The sequence below is a fragment of the Nocardia sp. NPDC058480 genome (genome assembly GCF_042720495.1).
Taxonomy (GTDB): Bacteria; Actinomycetota; Actinomycetes; order Mycobacteriales; family Mycobacteriaceae; genus Nocardia.
Window position 1 is genome coordinate 659,419 of the sequence record NZ_JBHXMN010000001.1, and the last position, 25,084, is coordinate 684,502.

Sequence of the window (25,084 nt, forward strand, 5' to 3'; positions counted from 1 at the left end):
GCCGACGCAGTCGCGTCGGCGGAACCGCCGTCGGGTTCCGAGCCATCAATGACCAGAGCGATCGTGTCGGATTCCGGTTCATCCACAACCAGCGCGATCGCGTCGGGCGTGGCTGCCACGGTCGCGTCGAGCAGCGAGACCAGGGTGGCGTCGGTGTCGACCGCGTGCGCGGTGTCGTTCCACGCCGTGACGATCCGCTCGGCTTCCGGCGTGGTGAGCAGGTCGATATCGCCGACCGCGATGGTGGCGTCGGCGGCGACCGCGTCGAGCACCAGCAGGAAGCGGTCGGCGAAGCTCTGGACCGTCGCCTCGTCGAAAAGATCGATGGCGTAACCGAATTCGGTGACCAGCTGGGCCGGTGCGCCGTCGTCGGTGTAGCGGTCGTAGAGGGTGACGTGCAGGTCGGTCTTGGCCAGCTGCGAGTCGTAGTCGACGGCGCTGACGGTCAGGCCGGGCAGTTCGAAGGTGGTGTCGGCCAGGTTCTGGAACGACAGGCCCACCTGGAACAGCGGGTTGCGCGCGGTGGAGCGGACCGGGTTGAGCACCTCGACGAGACGCTCGAACGGCACGTCGGCGTTGGCGAAGGCTTCCAGGTCCCGGTTGCGCACGTCGGCGAGCAGTTCGGCGAAGGAGGCGCCGGGGTCGACGGCGGTGCGGAACACCAGGGTGTTGACGAACATGCCGATCAGGTCGTCGAGCTCACGCTCGCCACGGCCCGCGATCGGAGTGCCGACGGCGATGTCGTCGGTGCCGGACAGGCGAGCGAGCAGCACCGCGAGCGCGGCGTGCACAACCATGAACAGCGAGGCGTTGTTCGCCCTTGCCAGCTCGTGCAGGGCCGCGTGGCGGGTCGGGTCGATCTCGAAGCGGATGGCCTGACCCTGGAACGACTGCGCGGGCGGGCGCGGCCGGTCGGCAGGCAGTTCGAGCTGGTCGGGCAGCCCGGCGAGAGCTTCGCTCCAGTAGGCGACCTGCTTGGCCGCCAGCGATTCCGGATCGGTCTCGTCGCCGAGGACTTCGCGCTGCCACAGCGCGTAGTCGGCGTACTGCACGGGCAGCGGCGCCCACTGCGGCGCCTCGCCCTGCACGCGGGCCACGTAGGCGGCCATGATGTCGCGGGCCAGCGGGCCCATCGAGGAACCGTCGGCGGAGACGTGGTGCACGGTGAACGCGAGCACGTAGTCGGTGTCGTTCAGCTCGAACAGCGCGACCTCGAGCGGCACCTCTTCGGTGACGTCGAAGGTGGTCATCGCGAATTCGATGACGGTGCCGAGCAATTCGGCCTCGGTGACCGCGATGTGGTGCACCACCGCGCGGCTCTGCGAGACCGGCAGGATCACCTGGTGCGGGCCGTCGGGCGAGCTCGGGTAGGTGGTGCGCAGCATCTCGTGGCGGGCGAACACATCGCCGATGGCCTGTTCGAGCGCGGGCACGTCGAGTTCACCGGTGAGGCGGACGGCCAGGGGGATGTTGTCGACCGCGGAGGTGGACGTGTCGAACTGGTTGAGGAACCAGTACCGCTGCTGGGCGGGCGAGAGCGGGATGACGGCGGGCCGCTCCCCCGCGGTCAGGCGCGGACGGGTCCGGCCCGAGCCCGCGTTGTGCTCGGCACGGGTGGCGAGCGCGGAGACGGTCGAGGCTTCGAACAGGTCGCGGACCGAGAGCTGGATGTCGAGGGCCGCGCCGATGCGGGCGGTGACCTGGGTGGCCAGCAGTGAGTTGCCGCCGAGTTCGAAGAAGTCGTCGTCGGCGCCGACCCGGGTCACCCCGAGGACGTCGCCGAAGGTGCCTGCCACGATCTCTTCGATCGGGGTGGACGCCGCGCGGAACACCTTGGCCTCGAACACCGGCGCGGGCAGCGCCTTGCGATCGAGCTTGCCGGAAGCGTTGAGCGGGAAGGCATCCAGGATCACGAAGGCGGTGGGGACCATGTAGGTCGGCAGCGCACCGCCGAGTTCGGTGCGCACGCCATCGAGATCGATGCTCGCGGCTGTGCCTGATGCGGGTGCTCCCGAGGGCCCTGCGTGGTCACGCTCCGCTACCGCCTCCGGGCCCGCCGGTCGCACCCGGCCCGCCGGGATCAGATAGCCGACCAACTGGTCGCCCAGGCGCTCGTCGGAGCGGACCACGACCACGGACTGGGCGATCGAGGGCAGTGCGGTGAGCGCGGACTCGATCTCGCCGAGCTCGATGCGCAGACCACGCAGCTTCACCTGGAAGTCGGTGCGGCCCAGGTATTCCAGCTCGCCATCGGCCGTCCAGGCAACGAGGTCACCCGTGCGGTACATGCGCTCGCCGTCGGTCCCGAACGGGTCGGCGACAAAGCGGTCAGCGGTGAGGTCGGGACGGTTGACGTAGCCGCGCGCCAGCTGGACACCGGCCAGGTACAGCTCGCCGGAAACGCCGACGGGCACCGGATGCAGGCGCGAATCCAGCACGTACACCTGGGTGTTGAACACCGGGGCACCGATCGGCACCGAGGTGCTGTCGGCATCGGTGACCTCGTGGAAGGTGACGTCGACCGCGGCTTCGGTTGGTCCGTACAGGTTGTGCAGGGCCGCGCCGGTGAGGGCGCGCATCCGCTGTGCGGTCGGCGCGGGCAGCGCCTCACCCGAGGCGAACACCAGACGCAGGCTGTTCGGCACCGGCTGACCGTCGGCGAGGGCAACGGCCGCGGATTCGGCCAGTTCGGCGACGAATACCGACATCATCGACGGCACGAAGTGCGCGGTGGTGACACCCTCGGTGGCGATGAGCTCGGCGAGGTAGGCCGGATCGCGGTGACCGTCAGGCTTCGCGACGACCAGATGCGCACCGATCTGCAAGGGCCAGAAGAACTCCCACACCGACACGTCGAACGTGGCAGGCGTCTTCTGCAACACCACATCGGCCTCGGTCAGACCGTAGGCCTGCTGCATCCACACCAAACGGTTGACGATCGCACCATGGCTGACCGCCACACCCTTCGGACGGCCCGTCGAACCCGACGTGAAGATCACATACGCCGTGTTCTCCGGACGCAGCGGGAGGATCCGCTCGGCGTCGGTGACCGGTGCGTCCGAGTAACCGGAGAGATCCAAGCGCTCGATGTTCAGCGTCATGGCCGAACCCGCGTCGAATTCGTCACGGGCCGTGGTCAATACGCACACCGGCGCCGCGGTCTCGAGCACGTAGTTGGTGCGCTCGGCCGGGTGGTCGGGGTCCAGCGGCACGTAGGCGCCACCGGCCACGCTCACCGCGTACATGCCGATCACCAGGTCGAGCGAGCGGCGCATGCCGAGCGCGACCATGGTGTCCGGCCCGACGCCCTGGGCGATGAGGTGGCGGGCCAGGCGGTTCACCTGTGCGGCGAACTCGCGGTAGGACAGACTCGTCCCCTCGAAAGTGAGGGCCGTCGCGTGCGGGCTGGTCGCGGCCTGTTCGGAGAACATCGACACCAGCGTGGCGGCCTGGTCGACCGGGTGCTCGGTGGCGTTCCAGTCGGTGACCACCTGGCGGTATTCGGCCGGGGCCAGCAGGTCGACCTCGCCGATCGCGCGGGCGGGCTTGGCCACGACCGCGGTCAGCATCCGCACCAGGCGCTGCGCGAGGGCGGCGACGGTGTCGGCGTCGAACATATCGGTGGCGTAGGCGAATTCGGCCGTCATGCCGTCGGCGGAACCGTCGGCACGGTGGCGGTCGGCCAGGTTCAGGTGCAGATCGAACTTGGCGGTGACCACGTCCAGTGGCACGCCGGCGACCTCGAGGCCGGGAAGTTCGAAGGAGGCCTCACCGGTGTTCTGGAAGGACAGCATCACCTGGAACAGCGGGTGGCGGGCCTGCGAACGGGCCGGGTTGAGGATCTCGACGAGGCGTTCGAACGGGAGGTCGGCGTGGCCGAAGGCGGCGAGGTCGTTCTCCCTGGTCCGGTCGAGCAGCTCGGTGAACGGCTGGGCCGGGTCGACGGTGCTGCGCAGGACCAGGGTGTTGACGAACATGCCGATGGCGTCGTCGAGCACCGCTTCGCCACGACCGGCGACGGCGGTGCCGATGGCGATGTCGTCGCTGCCCGACAGGCGGGCCAGCAGCGCGGCGAACGCGGCGTGCACGACCATGAACAGGCTGGCGCCGTGTTCGCGGGCCAGCGCGTTGAGTCCGGCCGACAGGGCGGGATCGATCGAGAACTCGTGCACGCCACCGCGATTGGACGCGACGGCGGGACGGGCGCGATCGGCGGGCAGGTCGAGCTGGTCGGGCAGCCCGGCCAGGTGCTGCGACCAGTAGGCCACCTGCTGGGCGATCATCGACGCCGAATCGGTTTCGGCGCCGAGCGTTTCGCGCTGCCACAGGGCGAAGTCGGCGTACTGCACGGGCAGCGGCGCCCAGCCGGGTGCTTCGCCGCGCGAGCGGGCGGCGTAGGCGATCATCACGTCGCGGGCCAGCGGGCGCACCGACCAGCCGTCACCGGAGATGTGGTGCACGACGAACACCAGCACGTGGGTGTCGGGGTGTGAGCCGTCCATGGAGCCCGCGATGCGCAGCAGTTCGGCGCGCACCGGGACCTCGGCGGTCACGTCGAACCCGGCGAGCACGAGTTCGCTGATGCGATCACGGACCTCGTCCTCGCCGACGCTGACCGGGTTCAGCGAGATCGGCATCTGCCCCGCGGGCAGCACGACCTGCACGCCCTGGCCGTCGGCGGTCTCCGGGTAGACGGTGCGCAGCACCTCGTGCCGGTCGACCACGTCGGCGACGGCCTGGCGCAGCGCGTCGATGTCGAGGTCACCGGTGAGGCGGACCGCGAGGGGGATGTTGTTGACGCCGGTCGCGCTGTCGAAGCGGTTCAGGAACCACATGCGCTGCTGGGCCAGGGAGAGCGGAATCCGGTCCGGGCGCGCACCGGCCACGAGCTCGCGACGGCTGCCGCTGCCCGCGTGGACCTCGACCTTGGCGGCCAGCGCGGCCACCGACGGCGCCTCGAACAGCGCGCGCACGGGGACGCGGGTGTCGAGGGCGGCGCCGAGGCGGGCCACCACCTGGGTGGCGATGAGCGAGTTGCCGCCCAGGTCGAAGAAGTCGTCGTCGAGGCCGACCGCGCGGTCGCCGGACAGGCCGAGCACCTCGGCGAAGGTGGCAGCGACGATCTCCTCGATCGGCGTGCGCGGCGCGCGGAACTCGCGCGCCTCGAACACCGGCTCGGGCAGGGCCCTGCGGTCGAGCTTGCCGTTGGCGCTCAGCGGCATCTCGTCGATGACGACGAACGCGGCAGGCACCATGTAGGACGGTAGCTGCGCGGCCAGATGCGCACGCAGCGAGTCGATTTCGACAGTCTCACCCGCGGCGGGGACGACATAGCCGACGAGCTGGTCGCCGGTGCGCGCATCCGAACGCACGACCACAACCGCCTGCGTGACGGTGTTCTGCGCGGTGAGCGCGGCTTCGATCTCGCCGAGCTCGATGCGCAGACCACGCAGCTTGACCTGGAAGTCGGTGCGGCCGAGATAGGTGATGACGCCGTTCTCGTCGCGGCGGACGAGGTCGCCGGTGCGGTACATGCGCTCGCCGCCTGCGGGGCTGCCGGCGGGCCCGGAGGCGGTAGCGGAGCGTGACCACGCAGGGCCCTCGGCGGCCCCGCCATCGGATACAGCCCCGAACGGGTCGGCGACGAAGCGGTCGGCGGTGAGGTCCGGGCGGCCGAAGTAGCCGCGGGCCAGCTGGGCACCGGCCAGGTACAGCTCACCGGCGACACCGGCGGCGACCGGGTGCAGTCGCGAATCCAGCACGTAGGCCTGCGAGTTCCAGACCGGCGAACCGATCGGGACGGCACCGTCGACCTGGTCGGCGACCGGTCCGTGCGTCGCGTGGACGGTGAACTCGGTGGGGCCGTACAGGTTGAACAGGGCCGCGTCGCTCACCGTGCGGAGTGCGACTACCGCGTCGGCGGTGAACGCCTCACCGGCGATCAGCAGGGCGCGCAGTGAGGACAGAGCTCCGCCCGCAACGGCGGCGGCATCGATGCTGCCCGCGAAAACGGTGAGCATCGATGGCACGAACGAGGTCATCGTGACTCGTTGCGCGGCAATAACATCCGCGAGGTACTGCGGATCGCGGTGCCCGTCGGGGCTCGCCACGACGATCCGGCCGCCGGTGCTCAGCGGGCCGAACAGTTCCCAGACCGACACGTCGAAGGTGGCGGGTGTCTTGAACAGCACCACGTCCTCGGCGTCGATGCCGTATTCGCCGGTGATCCAGCGGATCTGGTTCACCACGGCCGAGTGCGGCACGGCCACACCCTTCGGGCGGCCGGTCGAGCCGGAGGTGAAGATGACATACGCCGGGTGCTGCGGGAGCAACGGAACTATCCGCTCGGCATCGCTGACCGGAGTCTGCGGGTACGCCGAGAGGTCGATCGCGTCGATAACCAGCGTAATCGGGTCACCGGCCACCTCGCCGCGGACAGCCGAGCCGGTCGCGGCAGCATCGGCCGCGCCGTCATCGAGTCCGAACCCGTCGCGGGTAGTGGTGAGGACGGCGACCGGGGCGGCCGTCTCCAGCACGTACGCGATGCGGTCGGCGGGCTGGTCCAGGTCCAGCGGCACGTAGCCACCGCCCGCTTCCTGCACCGCGTAGGCGGCGACGACCAGGTCGATGCTGCGGCGCAGGCCGAGCGCGACGAGGGATTCCGGGCCGACGCCTGCTTCGATCAGGCGATGCGCCAAACGGTGCACGCGAGCGGCGAATTCGGCGTAGGTCAGGGTCTCGCCGGTGGCGGGGTCGACTATCGCGACCGTGTCCGGGGTGGCCAGCGCCTGGCGGGCGAACTCGTCCACCAGGGTGCCCGCGCCGGGCAGCTCATGGGCGGTGTCGTTCCAGCCACGCACGGCCAGTGCGGTTTCGGCGGCATCGAGCAGGGCGATATCGCCGACAGCGCGGTTCGGGGCCGCCGCGATCTCGGCCAGCAGGCGGGCGAAGCGGGCACCGAAGCGGTCCATGGTGGCCGCGTCGAACAGGTCGGTGGCGTAGATCAGTTCGGCGACGATGCCGGATACATCGCCCGGCTTCTCGGTCAGCACCACCTGCAGGTCGAACTTGGCCACGTCGATCGGCAGGTCGACGCCGCTGACGGTGAGGCCGGGCAGTTCCAGGCTGGTCTGGCCGGTGTTCTGGAAGGCCAGCATGACCTGGAACAGCGGGTGACGCGCCTGTGAGCGGGTGGGGTTGATGATTTCGACGAGGCGTTCGAACGGCAGGTCGGCGTGGCCGAAGGCGGCGATATCGCTCGCGCGGACCTTACCGAGCAGGTCGGTGAAGCTCGCGTCGCTGTCGACCTCGGTGCGCAGCACCAGGGTGTTGACGAACATGCCGATCAGGTCGTCGAGGGCACGCTCACCACGGCCCGCGATGGGGGTGCCGATGGCGATGTCGTGCTCGCCGGACAGGCGCGAGAGCAGCAGCGCGAGCGACGCGTGCGCGACCATGAACAGCGTCGCGCCACGGGTACGGGCCAGATCGGCCAGGGCCGCATGGGTTTTCGCGTCGATCTCGAAGGTGTGGGTGGCGCCGCGTCCGCTGGCGACCGCGGGGCGCGGCCGGTCGGCGGGCAGGTCGAGCTGCTCGGGCAGGCCGCGCAGGTTCGCACCCCAGAACGAGATCTGCTGGGCGATCACCGATTTCGCGTCGTCCTCGTCACCGAGCACGCCGCGCTGCCACAGCGCGAAGTCGGCGTACTGGACTTCCAGCGGACGCCAGGCCGGTTCGGCACCTTCCACGCGGGCGCTGTAGGCGGTCATCACGTCGCGGGTGAGCGGGCCCATCGAGAAGCCGTCGGCCGAGATGTGGTGCACGACAAGGGCGAGCACATGTTCGGTGGGGCTCACCTCGAACAGCGCGGCGCTGAACGGCACCTCGGCGGTGACATCGAACGCGGTGCGCACCAGCTCCGAAAGCCGTTGCGGCAGTTCGGCGGCGGTGGCCTCGATCGGCGCCAGGTCGGGGATGACCTTGCCGGTCGGGACGATCACCTGGTAACCGGCGCCGGCCACCTCTGGGTAGTAGCTGCGCAGGGATTCGTGGCGGGCGAGCACGTCGGCCACGGCCACCTGCAACGCCTGGCGGTCGAGCAGGCCCGACAGCCGGACGGCGGCGGGGATGTTGTCCACCGCGGACTCGGGGTCGAAGCGGTTGAGGAACCACATGCGCTGCTGGGCCAGCGACAGCGGCACCCGCTCGGGGCGCTGCTGCGGCACCAGCGGCGCGCGGCGTTCGGCACCGGAGTGCGTCTCGGCGCGGGCGGCCAGCCCGGCGACGGTGGAGGCCTCGAACAGCTCGCGCACACCGATATCGGTGTCCAGCGCGGCCGACAGGCGGGCGGCGACCTGGGTGGCGGTCAGCGAGTTGCCACCGAGGGCGAAGAAGTCGTCGTCGAGGCCGACCCGGTCCAGGCCGAGCACACCGGCGAAGGTCGCGGCGATGATCTCCTCGACCGGCGTGGTCGGGGCGCGGAACACCGCGGCCTCGAACACCGGCGCGGGCAGCGCCTTACGGTCGAGCTTGCCGGAGGCGTTGAGCGGGAACTCGTCGAGGACGATGATCACCGCGGGCACCATGTAGGCGGGCAGGTTGTTGCCCAGTTCCTCGCGGGTGTCCTCGATGTCGACGGTGCGGCCGGTCGCCGGGATGACGTAGGCAACCAACTGGTCGCCGGTGTGCTGATCGCCGCGAACGACGACCACGGACTGGGCCACCTCGTCGAGGCCGGTCAGCGCGGACTCGATCTCGCCGAGCTCGATGCGCAGACCGCGCAGCTTCACCTGGAAGTCGGTGCGGCCCAGGTATTCCAGCTCGCCCTGTTCGGTCCAGGCGACGAGGTCACCGGTGCGGTACATGCGCTCGCCGCCGTCACCGAACGGGTCGGCGACGAAGCGGTCGGCGGTCAGGTCGGGGCGGGCGACGTAGCCGCGTGCCAGCTGGGTACCCGCGAGATAGAGCTCACCCGCGACGCCGACCGGGACGGGGCGCAGGCGCGCGTCGAGGACGTAGACCTGGGTGTTGAAGACCGGGGCGCCGATCGGGACCGTGTCCACATCGGTGTCGACGACCTCGTGGAAGGTGACGTCGACCGCGGCCTCGGTGGGGCCGTACAGGTTGTGCAGCGCGGCGCCGGTCAGCTCACGCAAACGGTGCGCGGGCTTGGGCGGCAGCGCTTCACCGGAGGCGAACACCATCCGCAGCGATTCGCAGCGCGCGGCCGCGGCATCGGCGACGAACACCGCGAGCATCGACGGCACGAAGTGCGTGACGGTGACACCCTCGAGGCGAATGATCTCCGCGAGGTAGGCCGGATCGCGATGGCCGTCGGGCTTGGCGACAACCAGCTTCGCGCCGATCTGCAAGGGCCAGAAGAACTCCCATACCGACACGTCGAACGTGGCGGGCGTCTTCTGTAGCACTACGTCGGCTTCGGTCAGGCCGTACGCGGCCTGCATCCACACGAGGCGGTTGACGATCGCACCGTGGCTGACCGCCACACCCTTCGGACGGCCCGTCGAACCCGACGTGAAGATCACATACGCGGTGTTCTCCGGACGCAGCCCGACGATCCGCTGGGCATCGGTGACGCGGGTGTCGGCGTAGCCGTCCAGGTCGAGCAGGTCGATGCGGACCTGGGCGGTGTCGATCTCCAGATCGGTGCCCGAGGTGAGCACACAGACCGGATCCGCCGTCGCCAGAATGTATTCCGTGCGCTCGGCCGGATGATCGGGGTCGAGGGGCACATAGGCGCCACCGGCCACGCTCACCGCGTACATGCCGACGACCAGGTCGATCGAGCGGCGCATGCCAAGTGCCACATAGGTTTCCGGGCCGACGCCACGGTCGATCAGCCAGCGCGACAGGCGGTAGACCCGCTGGGCGAACTCGGCATACGAAAGACTCGTGCCCTCGAAGGACAGCGCCGTGGCCTGCGGGGTCCGTGCCAGCTGGGCCTCGAACATCGAGACGAGGGTGGCGCGCTCGTCGACCTCGTGCGCGGTGGCGTTCCACTCACGGACGACGAGTTCACGTTCGGCGGTATCGAGCAGTTCGATATCGCCCACTGCCACAGTCGGTTCCGTGGTGATCGCGGTGAGCACCCGGATCAGGCGCTCGGCGATGCGGTGCACGGTGGCCGCGTCGAACAACGCGCTCAGGTAGCCGGCGCGGATGCGCAGCTGGGTGTCGAGCTGGGCGATCAGCGAGAGCGGGTAGTGCGTGGCATCGGCGGCGTCGAGGCCGGTGACAGCCATCCCGTCGATATCGGCGGCCTGTGCCTTGATGCCCTCGGCGTCGACCGGGTAGGACTCGAAGACCACGAGGGAGTCGAACAGGCCACCGATGCCTGCCGCGGACTGGATCTCGGCGAGGCCGATGTAGTGGTGGTCGAGCAGGTCGGCCTGCTCGCCCTGGGTGCGGGTGAGCACGTCGCGCAGCGATTCGGCGGCGCCGAACCGCACGCGCACCGGGACGGTGTTGATGAACAGGCCGACCATGGATTCCACGCCGGAGAGCTGCGCGGGACGGCCCGAGACGGTGGTGCCGAAGAGCACGTCGTCGCGGCCGGTCATCCGGCCGAGCACGATCGACCAGGCCACCTGCAGGACAGTGTTCGGGGTGACGCCGAGGTCGGCGGCCAGCGCCACGAGCCGCGCCGTGGTTGGCTCGTCGAGGTCGAACAGGTACTCCTCGGACAGCGCGGCGATCTCGCGGCTCGCGTCGGGGCGGGCCAGCATGGTCGGCTCGGTGACGCCGCGCAGCGCATCGGCCCAGGCCTCGACCGAGACCGAGTGATCCTGGCGGGCAACCCATTCCAGGAAGTGGCGGTAGGAGCGGACGGCGGGCAGCGCGCTCGCGTCGCCGTGCAGGGCGTAGAGGGCGAGCAGGTCACGCATGACCAGCGGCGTCGACCAGCCATCCAGGAGGATGTGGTGGTTGGACACCACGAAGCGCCATTCGTGTTCGGCGATCTGGATCAGCGTGAAGCGGATCAGCGGCGGGTTGGCCAGGTCGAAGCGGGCGGTGCGGTCGGCCTCGACGAGGTCGGCGTATTCGCCGGTCTCGATGCGGTCGTGTTCGGTCCATGCCACACGGGTGGTGTCGAGGACGACCTGCACGGCATTGCCGTCGTGGTCGGTGACGAACGCGGTGCGCAGGGTCTCGTGGCGGTCGAGCAACGCCTGGGCGGCGGCGCGCAGACGGGTGGCGTCGACGCGGCCGGTGAGCGTGAGGACGGCCTGGGCGGTGTAGACGTCGACCGAGGTGGCGGCGAGGCGGGCATGGAAGAACAGGCCTGCCTGCAGCGCGGCCAGCGGCCACACCTGGGTCAGCTCGGGGTAGCGCTTCTCCCAGGTGTCGATATCGCGCTGGGTGGAGCGCACGAGGGCGAAGTCGGACGGCGTGTGGCCGCCCGCGTCGGCCGAATTGGCGTGCCGGGCAACGGCTTCCAGTGCGGTGATCCACAGGTCCGCGAATTCGCGCACCTCGGCCTCGGCGAGCAGCGTGCTCGGGTAGCCGATATTGGCGCTGAGCTTGTCGCCGACGACGATCGCGTTGACGTCCAGGGGCGCCATCGCGGGCATGTCGGCGTCGTAGGCGCCGCCGAGGGCGGCCAGCTCGGGTGCGGGGATCCAGCCGAAGCCGCGCAGGGCGTCGGGGACATCGCTGTCGGCGACGCGGCCGAGGTAGTTGAAGCTGATCTGGCCGGGCAGCTGCGTGGGCAGTTCGGCGGCGGTCTCGGCGTTCATGTACCGCAGCAGGCCGTAGCCGATGCCCTTGTCGGGCACCGAGAGCAGCTGTTCCTTGACCGCCTTCACGGCCTGGCCCAGCGCCGGACCACCGGCGAGCGCGGCGTCGATGTCGATGCCTGCCAGGTCGAGGCGGACCGGGAAGATCGCGGTGAACCAGCCGACGGTGCGGGACAGGTCGGCGCCGGGCGCGACCTCTTCCTCGCGACCGTGGCCTTCGAGCCGCACGAGCAGTGCGTCGTTGTCCGAGTCGGCGCGGCGGCCGTTGCCGAGTGCGCCGGGGCCGGTGCGGGTGGAGCGCCACTTGGCGGCGGCCAGCGCCAGCGCGGTGAGCAAGCCGTCGTTGACGCCACCGTGGAACAGGGCGGGGACCGTGGTGAGCAGGGCCTTGGTGACCTCGGCGGACACCTCGACCGGCAGCTTCTCGATCACGCCGGAAACGTCGACCGCGGGGTCCATCGCCCGCGTGGTGAGCAGCGGGTCCGGGGTGGCGACGACCGCACGCCAGAAGTCGAGCTCGGCGGCGCGTTCGGTGGTGCGCGCCTCGTCGGCCAACGCGTGCGCCCAGGCCCGCATGGAGGTGGCGGGAGCGACGAGTTCGGGCTGCTGACCCGCGGAGAGCTGACCCCACGCGGCCACGAAATCGGGGACGAGGATGCGCCACGAGACACCGTCGACGACCAGGTGGTGGGCGACGACGATCAGGCGGCCTGCGCGAGGCGCGTTCGACGCACCGGCGGCGACAGCGGTGCCCGCCACGATGGCATCGCCGGTGGCGGCGTCGGCACCTACACCGTTGCCCGCCTCAGCTGTGCCCGCCTCAGCTGTGCCCGCCTTGGCAGTGCCGCCGACGGCGGCGTTCGCGTCCGGCTCCAGCCAGACGAAACGCACGACGACACCGTTAGCCGGGTCGAGCCGATCCAGGCTCGCATCCAGTGCGGCCGAAGCGATGTCGACGAGCTCGGCGTCGGAGACGGCGGGGTCGAAGGTGGTGTGGTCGATGAGCGCGGTGGCGTCGACGGTGCCCGTGGGGGCGGTGGTGACGATCCAGCGGCCGTCGACCTGGTGCAGACGCGAGCGCAGCATGTCGTGGCGGTCGATGACCGCGCCGACGGTGGCGGCGATGCCCGCGCGGTCGATGCCGACCGGCAGCTCGAGTGCCATGGTCTGGTTGAACCGGTGGAACGAACCGGGCCGCTCCGCCATGAACCGCACGACCGGGGTCAGCGGCATCTCGCCGACGCCACCGCCCGGCAGCTCGGCCAGGGTGATCGCGGAAGCCGCTGCCACATCGGCGGTTTCGGCGACCGAGGCCAACCCGGCGACGGTCCGCTGTTCGAAGACATTGCGCGGCGAGAACAGCACGCCGCGAGCCTTGGCGCGGGAGACGAGCTGGATGGAGACGATCGAGTCGCCGCCGAGGGCGAAGAACGAATCGTCCACGCCGACGCGCTCCACACCGAGGACCTCGGCGAAGACCTCGGCGATGGTCTGCTCGATCGGGTTGCGCGCGGCCCGGAAGGTGACCTCGGTGGCGAAGACCGGCTCCGGCAACGCTTTTCGGTCGAGCTTGCCGACCGGGGTCAGCGGCACGTGGTCGATCACCATGATCGACGACGGCACCATGTAGGCGGGCAGGCGCTCCTCGACGTGCGCGGTCAGCGCGGCGACATCGATCGAATGACCCGGTACGGCAACCACATACGCGACCAGCGAGACAGCGCCCGCGGTGCTCTTGTGGCCGACGGTGGTCGCGAAGTCGACGGTCTCGTGCGAGGCGAGCGCGGAGTCGATCTCGCCCAGTTCGATACGGAAGCCACGGATCTTGACCTGGAAGTCGGAACGGCCGACGTACTCGACCGTGCGATCAGCGGTCCAGCGCACAACGTCGCCGGTGCGGTACATCCGCTCCCCCGGGACGAACGGGTCGGCGACGAACCGGTCGGCGGTGAGCCCGGCGCGGGCGTGGTAGCCGCGAGCCAGCTGAATGCCCGACAGGTACAGCTCACCCGCGACACCCACCGGAACGGGCTGGAGCTGGGCGTCCAGGATCAGCGAACGCATGCCGCGGGTCGGGCCACCGATGGTGACCAGCTCGCCCGGCACCAGCGCGGCGCTGATGTTGGTCATGATCGTGGTCTCGGTGGGGCCGTACCCGTTGTGGAAGGCACGAGTTGTGCCGGATGCCAACGGAACTGCCCACTTGCTCACCAGGTCGGCGGGCACCGCTTCACCACCGGCGACCAGCACGCGCAGCGAGTCGAGCCCGCTGGGGTCGAAGGTCGCCAGGGCGGCGGGGGTGATGAAGGCGTGGGTGACCCGCTCGGTGCGGATCAGCTCGGACAGCTCGTCGCCGCCGTAGACACCCGGCGGGACCACGACCAGCGCGCCACCACGGGCCAGGGCCAGCAGCAGTTCGAGGATCGAGGCATCGAACGAGGGTGAGGCGAAATGCAGTGCGCGCGTGTCGGTGTCGAGGGCGTAGCGCTTGGCCTGCTCCTCGCCGAAGTTCGCCAGACCGGCGTGGGTGACGACGACGCCCTTGGGCACGCCGGTGGAGCCGGAGGTGTAGATGACGTAGGCGGGCTGCTCGGGGCTGGTCTCGCGGACCAGTTCCGAGTCGGCGATCGGTCCGCCGTCGAAGCGGGCGAGGTCCAGCTCATCGAGCACGAGCCAACCGGCCGCGGGAGCATCCGCGGACGAGCTGTCGAGCGGCGTCTCGGACTCCCCCACCCCAGCCGACGCGTGCGGCGTGGATTCGACACCGGCCGCAGCACGCGGCGCGATGTCGGGCAGTCCGCCCAGTACTGATGCGACGGTGATGCCCAGCGGCGAACCGGAGTCGGTGACCATGTGGGCGATGCGGTCGGCAGGGTAAGTCGGGTCGACCGGGACGAAGGCGGCACCGGTCTTGGCAACTGCCCACGCGGCCAGCACCGAGTCGGCCGAGCGGGGGACGCCGATCGCGACGAGGTCTTCGGCGCCGATACCCTCGGCGATCAGCAAGCGCGCCAGTCGGTTCGAGCGTTCATCGAGCTCGGCATACGAAACGCTCGCGCCCTGGAACACCACGGCCGGGCCGGTCGGGTTCTGGGCGACAGCCTCGGCCAGGAGGGTGCGCAGGGTGCGCGCGGGCACCGGCGGTTCGCCGACCCGGAACACCAGGTCGGCCCGCTCGGCGCCATCGAGCACATCGATCGCGCTCACGGTCACCGACGCATCGGCGGCCACAGCTTCGAGCACTCGTTCCCAGCGGGTCGCGATAGTGGCGACGGTGTCCTCATCGAACAGTTCGGTGGCGTAGTTCAGTGCCAGCGCCATCCCGCCGTGGCCGGGTTCGCCCAGCTCGGAGAGGGTGAACTGCAGGTCGAAGCGGGCGACGCTCTCGTCGAGGTCGAGCGCGGAGACGGCGAGGCCGGGCAGTTCGAGGGTGGTGCGGTCCAGGTTCTGGAAGGCCAGCATCACCTGGAACAGCGGGTTGCGCGACTGCGAGCGCTCGGGCGCCAGGAGTTCCACCAGGCGTTCGAAGGGCACATCCGCGTTGCCGTAGGCGTCGAGGTCGGTCTTGCGGGCCTGCTCGAGCAGATCGGTGAACGACTCGGCGGGACGCACGCCGGTGCGCAGCACGAGGGTGTTGACGAACATGCCGACCAGATCGTCGAGCGCCTGCTCACCACGGCCCGCGATCGGGGTGCCGATGGCGACGTCGTCGGAGCCGGAAAGGCGAGCCAACAGCACCGCCAGCGCGGTGTGCATGACCATGAACAGCGACGCACCCTGGCGACGGGCCACCTCGTCGAGCTTGGCGACGAGTTCGGGCGAGAGCTCGCGGTGCACGGAGGCGCCGCGCAGCGAGGCGATCGCCGGACGCGGCCGATCGAACGGCAGGGTCAGCTCGTCGGGGACGCCGGCGAGCTGGGACTGCCAGTAGCCGACCTGGCGCGACATCAGCGACTCGGTGTCGTCCTCGGTGCCGAGCACGGCGCGCTGCCAGATCGCGAAATCGGCGTACTGCACGGGCAGTGGTGCCCAGCCGGGCGCGGTGCCCTGGGCGCGGGCCGTGTAGGCGCGCATCACATCGCGGGTCAGCGGTGCAATGGAAAAGCCGTCGGCGGCGATGTGGTGCACGACCACGACCAAGACGTGCTCGGCGGCGGCAGCACGACCGACAGACTCCGAGGCAGCGGTGTGCTCGGTGGCAGCGGCGCTACCGGCAGGCTCGGACTCACCGACTGAGCGGGTCACGCCGGTGCGGTCGTCGATGGCGGCGACGCGGAACAGACGCGCGCGCATCGGAACCTGTTCGGCCACATCGAAACCGGTGGATACGAACTCGGTGACGGTCTCGAACAGCTCGTCCCGATCGATGGCGACCGGGCGCAGATCCAGCGAAATACGTTCCGCCGCAACAATCTGCTGCACCGGGGTGCCGCCGTGCTCGGGGTAGCGGGTGCGCAGCGACTCGTGCCTGCGGACCAGGTCGGCCAGCGCCAAAGACAGTGCCTCGGTGTCGAGTTCGCCGGTGAGGCGGATCGCGACGGGCAGGTTGTAGGCGGCCGAGGTGGTGTCGTACTTGTTGAGGAACCACATGCGCTGCTGCGCGAACGACAGCGGAACCAGTTCACCGTCGGCGCGCTCACGGGCGACCAGCGCCGCGCGGGCGGTGCCGCCGGTGTGCGATTCCACCCGTGCCGCGAGGGCTTCCACGGTGGAGGCTTCGAACAGCGCGCGCACCGGCACCGTGGCGCCGAGCGCCGCACCGATGCGGGCCACGACGCGGGTGGCGATGAGCGAGTTGCCGCCGAGGTCGAAGAAGTCGTCGTCGACACCGACCCGGTCGAGGCCGAGCACATCGGCGAAGACCGCGGCCACGGTTTCCTGCACCGGGGTGACCGGTGCGCGGAAGGCCCGTGCCTGCACCGCGGGTGCGGGCAGCGCGCGGCGATCCAGCTTGCCGTTGACGGTCAGCGGGATCCACTCGAGGCGCACGAGCGCCGCGGGAACCATGTAGGCGGGCAGCTGTTCGGCCGCACCGCTGCGGATGGTCTCGAGATCGGGTTCGTGGTCGCCCTCGGCGACCACGTAGGCGACGATCCGCTGGTCACCCGGCTGATCCTCACGCACGATGACCGCGGCCTGGGCGATACCCGGCTGCGCGAGCACGGCGGCTTCGATCTCACCGAGTTCGATGCGGAAGCCGCGGACCTTCACCTGATCGTCGGCGCGGCCCAGGTATTCGAGTTCACCGAAGCGGTTCCAGCGCGCGAGGTCGCCGGAGCGGTACAGGCGCGAGCCGCCCTGGTTCGGGCTGGCAAGGGGGTTGGCGACGAAACGGGTGGCGGTCAGGTCGGGGCGGCCGAGGTAGCCGCGCGCCAACTGCGGTCCAGCGACATACATTTCGCCCGCGACACCCACCGGCACCGGACGCAACCGGTTGTCCAGGACGTACACGCCGAGACCCGCGATCGCCCGGCCGACCACCGAACCGGCAGCGGCGGCAATGGTTTTCGCGTCCAGCGCACGGAACGACACGTGCACCGTGGTCTCGGTGATGCCGTACATGTTGACCAGCGTCGGCGAGCTGTCGCCGTGGCGCGCAACCCAATCCGAGAGTCGACGTAGTTCGAGCGCCTCGCCACCGAACACGACGTAGCGCAGCGCGAGTGGTTCCAGACCCGGTCCGGCGTTGCGGTCGGCCTCGGCCAGTTGGTAGAAGGCCGACGGCGTCTGGTTGAGCACCGTCACCTGTTCGACGCGCAGCAGTTCCAGGAACTGTTCGGGCGAACGCGAGGTGTAGTAGTCGACGACGATCAGCGAGCCACCGAACAGCAGCGGGCCCCACAGCTCCCACACCGAGAAGTCGAACGCGTAGGAGTGGAACAGCGTCCACACATCGCGCGGGCCGAAGCCGAAGTCGCGGTCGGTGTTGGCGAACAGGCGCACCACATTGCGGTGCGCGACCGCGACACCCTTGGGGCGGCCGGTCGAGCCGGAGGTGTAGATGACGTAGGCGACATTGTCCGGCGAGAGCGGGGCGATCCGGTCGGCGTCGGTGATCGGCGCGTCGTCGGCGTCTTCGATATTGCCGGTTTCCACGGCGAATCCGTCGAGCACCACCGAGGGCAGGTGCTCGGGCACGCTCACCTGGACGGTGGAATCGAGGACGACGCTGGTGGGGCGCGAGTCCTCGAGCACGTAGGCGATGCGCTCGGCCGGGTACGTCGGGTCGACCGGCACGTAGCCCGCACCGGTCTTGACCACGGCGAGCAGCGCGACGACGAGATCCAGCGAGCGCGGCAGGATCACCGCGACCAGCGATTCCGGGCCCGCGCCGTCGTCGATCAACCTGCGCGCCAGCACATTCGCGCGGCGATCGAGTTCGGCGTAGGTCAGCGACTCGACACCGAACTTGGCGGCGATGCGGTCCGGATAGGCGGCGGCCGCGGCGTCGAACAGGTCGACCAGGGTCGTGTGTTTGTTGCCGAACAGGCCGCGCCGGTAGCCGGCGGGGGTGCTGGCGTCGTGGATGACCGGCAGACCGATGGCGTCGACACCGGAGGACACCCAGCGCTGGGCGACATCGCGCTGTTCGGCCTCGCCGAGCAGGTCGATATCGCCGACGATCACGTCGGGGTTCTCGGCGACGCTGCGCAGGATGCGTACCAGGCGGTCACCGAATGCGGCGACCGTCTCGATGTCGAACAGATCGGTGGAATAGTTCCACGACAGCGCCAGGGAGCCCTCGGCTGCTTCGCCCACGGTCAGCTGCACATCGAATTTCGCGGTGCCCGGGTCGAAGTCGACGACGGACAGGTCGAGACCGGGCAGTGCGATGGTGCCGGTGTCGGCGGCGGTGGCCGCTTCGAAGGTGAGCGCCACCTGGAACAGCGGGTGGTGCGCCTGCGAGCGGGTGGGGCTGAGCACGTCGACGAGGCGCTCGAACGGCACATCGGCGTTGGCGAACGCGGACAGGTCGACCTTGCGGATCTGATCCAGGAGGTCGCTGAAGCTCGCGCTGGAGTCGACCTCGCTGCGCAGCACCAGGGTGTTGACGAACATGCCGACCAGGTCGTCGAGCGTGCGCTCGCCACGACCGGCGATGGGGGTGCCGATGGCGATGTCGGTGCTGTTGGACAGGCGCGCGGCCCAGGTGGCCAGTGCCGCGTGCATCACCATGAACAGGGTGACACCGCGGGCGCGGGCGATCTCGGTCAGCGCGTGGTGCAGGTGCGCGTCGACCGAGAAACGGTGCAGGTCACCGGCATTGGTGGCAACCTCGGGGCGCGGCCGGTCGGCGGGCAGTTCGAGCTGATCCGGCAGGTCGCGCAGCTGCTCGGTCCAGTAGGCGAGCTGGCTCGCGGCGACCGACTCGGGATCGGACTCCTCGCCGAGGACCTCACGCTGCCACAGGGTGTAGTCGGCGTACTGGACTTCCAGCGGCGCCCAGGCGGGGATCTCACCGCGGGTGCGTTCGGTGTAGGCGATGACGACATCGCGCAGCAGCGGACGCAGCGAGAAGCCGTCACCGCTGATGTGGTGCATGACCAGCACGGCCACGTGGCTACGGTCGTCGACGCGCAGCAGGCTCGCGCGGAACGGGACTTCGCGGGTGACGTCGAAGTGCACGCTCGCCAGCTCGATCACGCGCGCGACCACGTCGCTCGCGGCGACCGGCTGGGCGGGCAGTGCGAAGCGGACCTCGTCGGCGGGCAGGACCTGCTGGTAGCCGGCACCTTCGTCCACCGCGCCGGCGGCGATGCCGGATGCCGGGTAGAAGGTGCGCAGCGACTCGTGCCGGGCCACCACATCGGCGATGGCCGCTTCGAGCGCGGCGACATCGAGGTCACCGGTGAGGCGGATCGCGACGGGGATGTTGTTGACCGCGGTGCGGTTGTCGAAGCGGTTGAGGAACCACATCCGCTGCTGGGCCTGCGACAGCGGCACCAGTTCGGGGCGCGGGCGCGGGGCGAGCGGGATGCGTCCACCACGACCGGTGTGCGTTTCCACGCGAGCCGCCAGCGCGGCCACGGTCGAGGCCTCGAACAGCGCGCGCAGCGGCACCTGCGTGTCGAGCGCCTCGGACAGCCGCGCCGCGACCCTGGTGGCGACCAGGGAGTTACCACCGAGTTCGAAGAAGTCGTCGTCGAGGCCGACCTGACCGGCACCGAGTACCTCGGCGAAGGTCGCGGCGACGATCTGCTGCACCGGGGTGACCGGAGCCTGGAAGGTGCGCGCGGCGAAGACCGGTGCGGGCAGCGCCTTGCGGTCGAGCTTGCCGGAGGCGTTGAGCGGGAACGCGTTCAGCACCACATACGCGGCAGGGACCATGTAGACGGGCAGCGCGGTGCCGAGCGCGTCCTTGACCGCGTCGGTGTCGATGGTGACGCCGGTCTGCGGGATGACGTAGGCGACCAGCTGATCGCCGGTGTGCTCATCGGCGCGAACCACGACCACCGACTGGGCGATCTCCGGCAGCGCGGTGAGCGCCGACTCGATCTCGCCGAGTTCGATACGCAGACCACGCAGCTTCACCTGGAAGTCGGTGCGGCCCAGGTATTCCAGCTCGCCGTCCGCCGTCCAGGTGACGAGGTCACCGGTGCGGTACATGCGCTCGCCGGGCGCGAACGGGTCGGCGACGAAGCGGTCCATCGTCAGGTCGGCGCGACCGACGTAACCGTGGGCCAGCTGCACGCCCGCGAGGTAGAGCTCACCCGCGACACCGACCGGAACGGGGCGCAGCCGCGAATCCAGCACGTACAGGCGGGTATTGAACACCGGCGCGCCGATCGGCACCGTCTCGGTGTCGGCGTCGGTGACCTCGTGATAGGTCACGTCGACCGCGGCTTCGGTGGGTCCGTAGAGGTTGTGCAGTGCGGCGCCGGTCAATTCGCGCAGACGCTGCGCGGTCGGCGCGGGCAGGCCCTCACCGGAGGCGAACACATTGCGCAGCGAGACACATTCGGCGGCAAGCGGTTCGGTGACGAACACGGCCATCATCGACGGCACGAAGTGCACGGTGGTGACCTGCTCGGCCACGATCAGGCGGGCCAGGTAGGCCGGGTCGCGATGCCCGTCCGGCTTGGCGACGACCAGTCGCGCGCCGACCTGCAAGGGCCAGAAGAACTCCCACACCGACACGTCGAAGGTGGCGGGGGTCTTCTGCAGCACCACATCGTCGGCGGCGAGGCCGTAGGCGGCGTGCATCCACACCAGGCGGTTGACGATCGCCGCGTGGCTGACCGCGACACCCTTGGGGCGCCCGGTCGAGCCGGAGGTGAAGATGACGTAGGCGGTGTTGTCCGAGCGCAGCGGGCGATGCCGATCGGCATCGGTGACCGGCGCGGTGGAGTGGCCGGACAGATCGAGCTGGTCGATGCGGACCTCGCGACCGGCGGCGGCGGGCAGGCTCTCGCCGGAGGTCAGCACGCAGACCGGTTGCGCGGTCTCGAGGATGTGCTCGATCCGCTCGGCCGGGTGATCGGGGTCGAGGGGCACGTACGCGCCACCGGCGGCGGACACGGCGTACATACCGACCAGCAGGTCGATCGAGCGCCGCATACCAAGGGCCACATACGATTCCGGGCCCACACCGGCGTCCTTGAGCCAACGCGCCAGCTGTCGGACCCGGCCCGCGAACTCGGAATAGGTGAGCGTCACGGAGTGACTCGATGAGGGGTGGTGGTCGGGCGACGGGTGGGCCAGACTCGTCCCCTCGAACGTGAGCGCGGTCGCGTCGGGGGTCCGCGCGACCTGGGCCTCGAACAGGGCGTGGAGGGTGGCCGGATCGTCGTCGCTCGGCGTGCTCAGCGCGGCGTCGACGGCGAATTCGGTGTCGTTCCAGCGATCGAGCACCAAGGCACGCTCGGCGGAGTCGAGCAGTTCGATGTCACCGACGGGGGCCGAGGGGTCGACCACGACGGCGGTGAGCACGCGCAACAGGCGGGCGCCGAAGGTCGCGGCGAATCCCGCGTCGAAAAGGTCTGTCGCGTAGACGAGTTCGGCATCCATATGGCTGTCGTCGTCGGCCGGGACCTCGCTGAGCGCGAGTTGCAGGTCGAACTTGGCCATGTGCTGGTCGATGCCCAGCTCGGAGACCGTGAGGCCGGGCAGTTCCAGGGTGGTGCGGCCCAGGTTCTGGAACGAGAGCATCACCTGGAACAGCGGGTGCCGCGACTGCGAACGCGCCGGGTTGAGCACCTCGACGAGGCGCTCGAACGGCACGTCGGCGTGCGCGAAGGCGGCCAGGTCGTGTTCGCGGACCTGACCGAGCAGCTCGGCGAAGGTCGCGCCGGGGTCGACCTGGGCGCGCAACACCAGGGTGTTGACGAACATGCCGACCAGATCGTCGAGTGCCTGCTGACCACGGCCCGCGACCGGGGTGCCGATGGCGATGTCGGAGGTGCCCGACAGGCGCGACAGCAACACGGCGAAAGCGCTGTGCACCACCATGAACAGGGTGGTGCTGTGCTCATGGGCGACCCGGTTCAATGCCTCGACGAGCTCGCCCGGCACTTCGAATCGGTGCGTGCCCGCCTGGTAGCTGGCCTGCGCGGGCCGCGACTTGTGGCCCAGGCGCAGTTCGTCGGGCAGGTCGGCCAGCGCGCCGCGCCAGTGCTCGAGCTGCTCGGAGATCAGCGAGGTGGGATCGGTTTCGTCGCCGAGGATTTCGCGCTGCCAGAGCGCGTAGTCGACGTACTGCACGGCCAGCGGCGGCCAGCCGGGTTCGGTGCTCGCGGTGCGGGCGACGTAGGCCGTCATCAGGTCGCGCACCAGCGGGCGCAGCGAGAAACCGTCGGCGGCGATGTGGTGGACCACCATCACCAGCACGTGCTCGCGTTCGCTGAGCTCGTAGACCCGAAGGCGCACAGGCGCGTTCGCGGTGACATCGAAACCGCGGCGGGCGAACTCGTAGAGCGAGATCGCCATATCGGTCTCGTCGGCCTCGATCAGCTCGACGTCCGGGATCGAGCCCGCGGCGGCGAGGACCTTCTGATAGGCGGTGCCGTCCGCCATGGTGGCGCGGCCCGACTCGGGGGCCACGTACACCGGGTAGACCGTGCGCAGGGTTTCGTGGCGGGCGACCACGTCGGCGACCGCACCGCGCAGGGCGGGCAGGTCGAGCAGGCCCTGCAGGCGGACCGCGACCGGGATGTTGTAGGTGCCGGTATCGGCGATGTCGAAGCGGTTCAGGAACCACATGCGCTGCTGCGCGAGCGACAGCGGCGGATGTTCGGGACGCTGACGGGCCGTGAGCTCGGCACGCAGACCGGTGCCCGCGTGCGATTCCACCCGGGCGGCCAACGCACCGACGGTGGGCGCCTCGAACAGGGTGCGCACGCCGACCTCGGCGTCGAGCGCCTTGCTCAGGCGGGCCGCGACCTGGGTGGCGACCAGGGAGTTGCCGCCGAGGGCGAAGAAGTCGTCGTCCACGCCGACACGCTCGGCGCCGAGCAGGTCGGCGAAGATCTCGGCGACGATCTCCTCGATCGGAGTCGAGGGCGCACGGAACACCTTCGCCTCGAACACGGGCGCGGGCAACGCTTTACGGTCGAGCTTGCCGGAAGCGTTGAGCGGGAAGGCATCCAGCACGACCAGTGCCGATGGCACCATGTAGGTGGGCAGCTCGTCGGTGATGCCCGCCTTCACGGCGGCCACGTCGACGGTCGTCTCCGCCTCTGGCACAACGTAACCGACGAGCTGGTCACCGGCGTGCGCGTCGGAGCGCACGACGACGACCGACTGCGCGACGCCGGGCTGGGCCAGCAGGGTCGCCTCGATCTCGCCGAGTTCGATGCGCAGACCGCGCAGCTTCACCTGGAAGTCGGTGCGGCCCAGGTAGTTCAGCTCGCCGAACGACAGGTCACCATCGGACACCGCGGTCCAGGTGACGAGGTCGCCGGTGCGGTACATCCGCGAACCGGCCGCGCCGTACGGGTTGGCGACGAAACGGTCGGCGGTCAGATCGGCCCGGTTGAGATAGCCGACGGCCAGCTGATCGCCCGCCAGATAGAGCTCTCCCGCGACACCGGGGGCCACGGGGTGCAGCCGGGCATCCAGCACGAACACCCTGGTGTTCCACACCGGGCGGCCGATCGGCACGGACTCCACATCGGCGTCGACGACCTCGTGATAGGTGACGTCGACCGCGGCCTCGGTGGGGCCGTACAGGTTGTGCAGGCGCGCGCCGGTGAGCTCACGCAGACGCTGCGCGGTGGGCGCGGGCAGCGCCTCACCGGAGGCGAACACCTGACGCAGGCGCACCGCATGCCCGTTCCCGTTGGTACCCAGCGTCGAGACGAACACCGACAGCATCGAGGGCACGAAGTGCGCGGTGGTGATCTGGCGTTCGGCGATGACCTGGGCCAGGTACACCGGGTCGCGGTGGCCGTCGGGCTTGGCCACGACCAGGCGGGCGCCGGTCTGCAAGGGCCAGAAGAACTCCCACACCGACACGTCGAAGGTGGCCGGGGTCTTCTGCAGGACGGCGTCGGCGGCGTCGATCGGGTACTCGTGCTGCATCCACAGCAGCCGGTTGACGATCGCGGCGTGGTCGACCGCCACACCCTTGGGGCGGCCGGTCGAGCCGGACGTGAAGATCACGTAGGCGGTGTTGGTGGCCCGCAGCGGTCGCACGCGTTCGGCATCGGTGATCAGGGCACCGCTGAAGTCGGCGGGCGAGAAGATGTTCTCGACCGCAGCCACGGTGACACCGTCGGCTTCGAACGAGTCGCGTCGGCTGGTGAGCACCAGTCGCGGCTGCGCGGTCTCGATGATGTGGCCGATGCGGTCGGCGGGCTGATCCGGATCGAGCGGCACGTAGGCCGCACCCGTCTGCAGCACCGCGTACATCGCGACGACCAGCTCCGTAGAGCGCCGGATCGCCAGTGCCACATGGTCACCGGGGCCGATGCCGTCGGCGATCAAGCGGCGGGCGATGCGGTTGGCCCGCTCCTGGAGCTCGAGGTAGGACAGTTCTTCCTGCTCGAAGACCAGGGCGACGGCGTCCGGGGTCCGCTCGGCCTGGGCGTCGAACAGCGACACCAGCGTGCCGTGCGCGACGGCGTGCGCGGTGTCGTTCCAGTCGACGAGAACCTGCGCGTGCTCCTCGGGCGCGAGCAGATCGATATCGCCGACGAACACCTCGGGATCGGCGACGACCGCGGCGAAGATGTTGTCGAGCCTGCGAGCGAACGCGGCGACCGTCGATTCCTCGAAAAGGTCGAGCGCGTAGGAGAACTCGGCCGCCATGCCGCCGGCTTCGCCGTCGGTGTCCTGCACCTCGGTGAGGGTGAGCTGCAGGTCGAACTTGGCCAGTTGAGGGTCGTAGT

1 protein-coding gene (cut by both window edges) is annotated in these 25,084 nt (G+C 70.0%); it reads right to left on the minus strand.

All 25,084 nt of this window come from inside a single coding sequence — locus ACFWO8_RS03105, non-ribosomal peptide synthase/polyketide synthase, on the minus strand. Of the gene's 44,688 coding nucleotides, 7,516 precede the window and 12,088 follow it; the stretch shown corresponds to coding positions 7,517-32,600 — codons 2,506 (partial) to 10,867 (partial); the first complete codon in reading order (the gene reads right to left) occupies window positions 25,080-25,082. Both the start codon and the stop codon lie outside the window.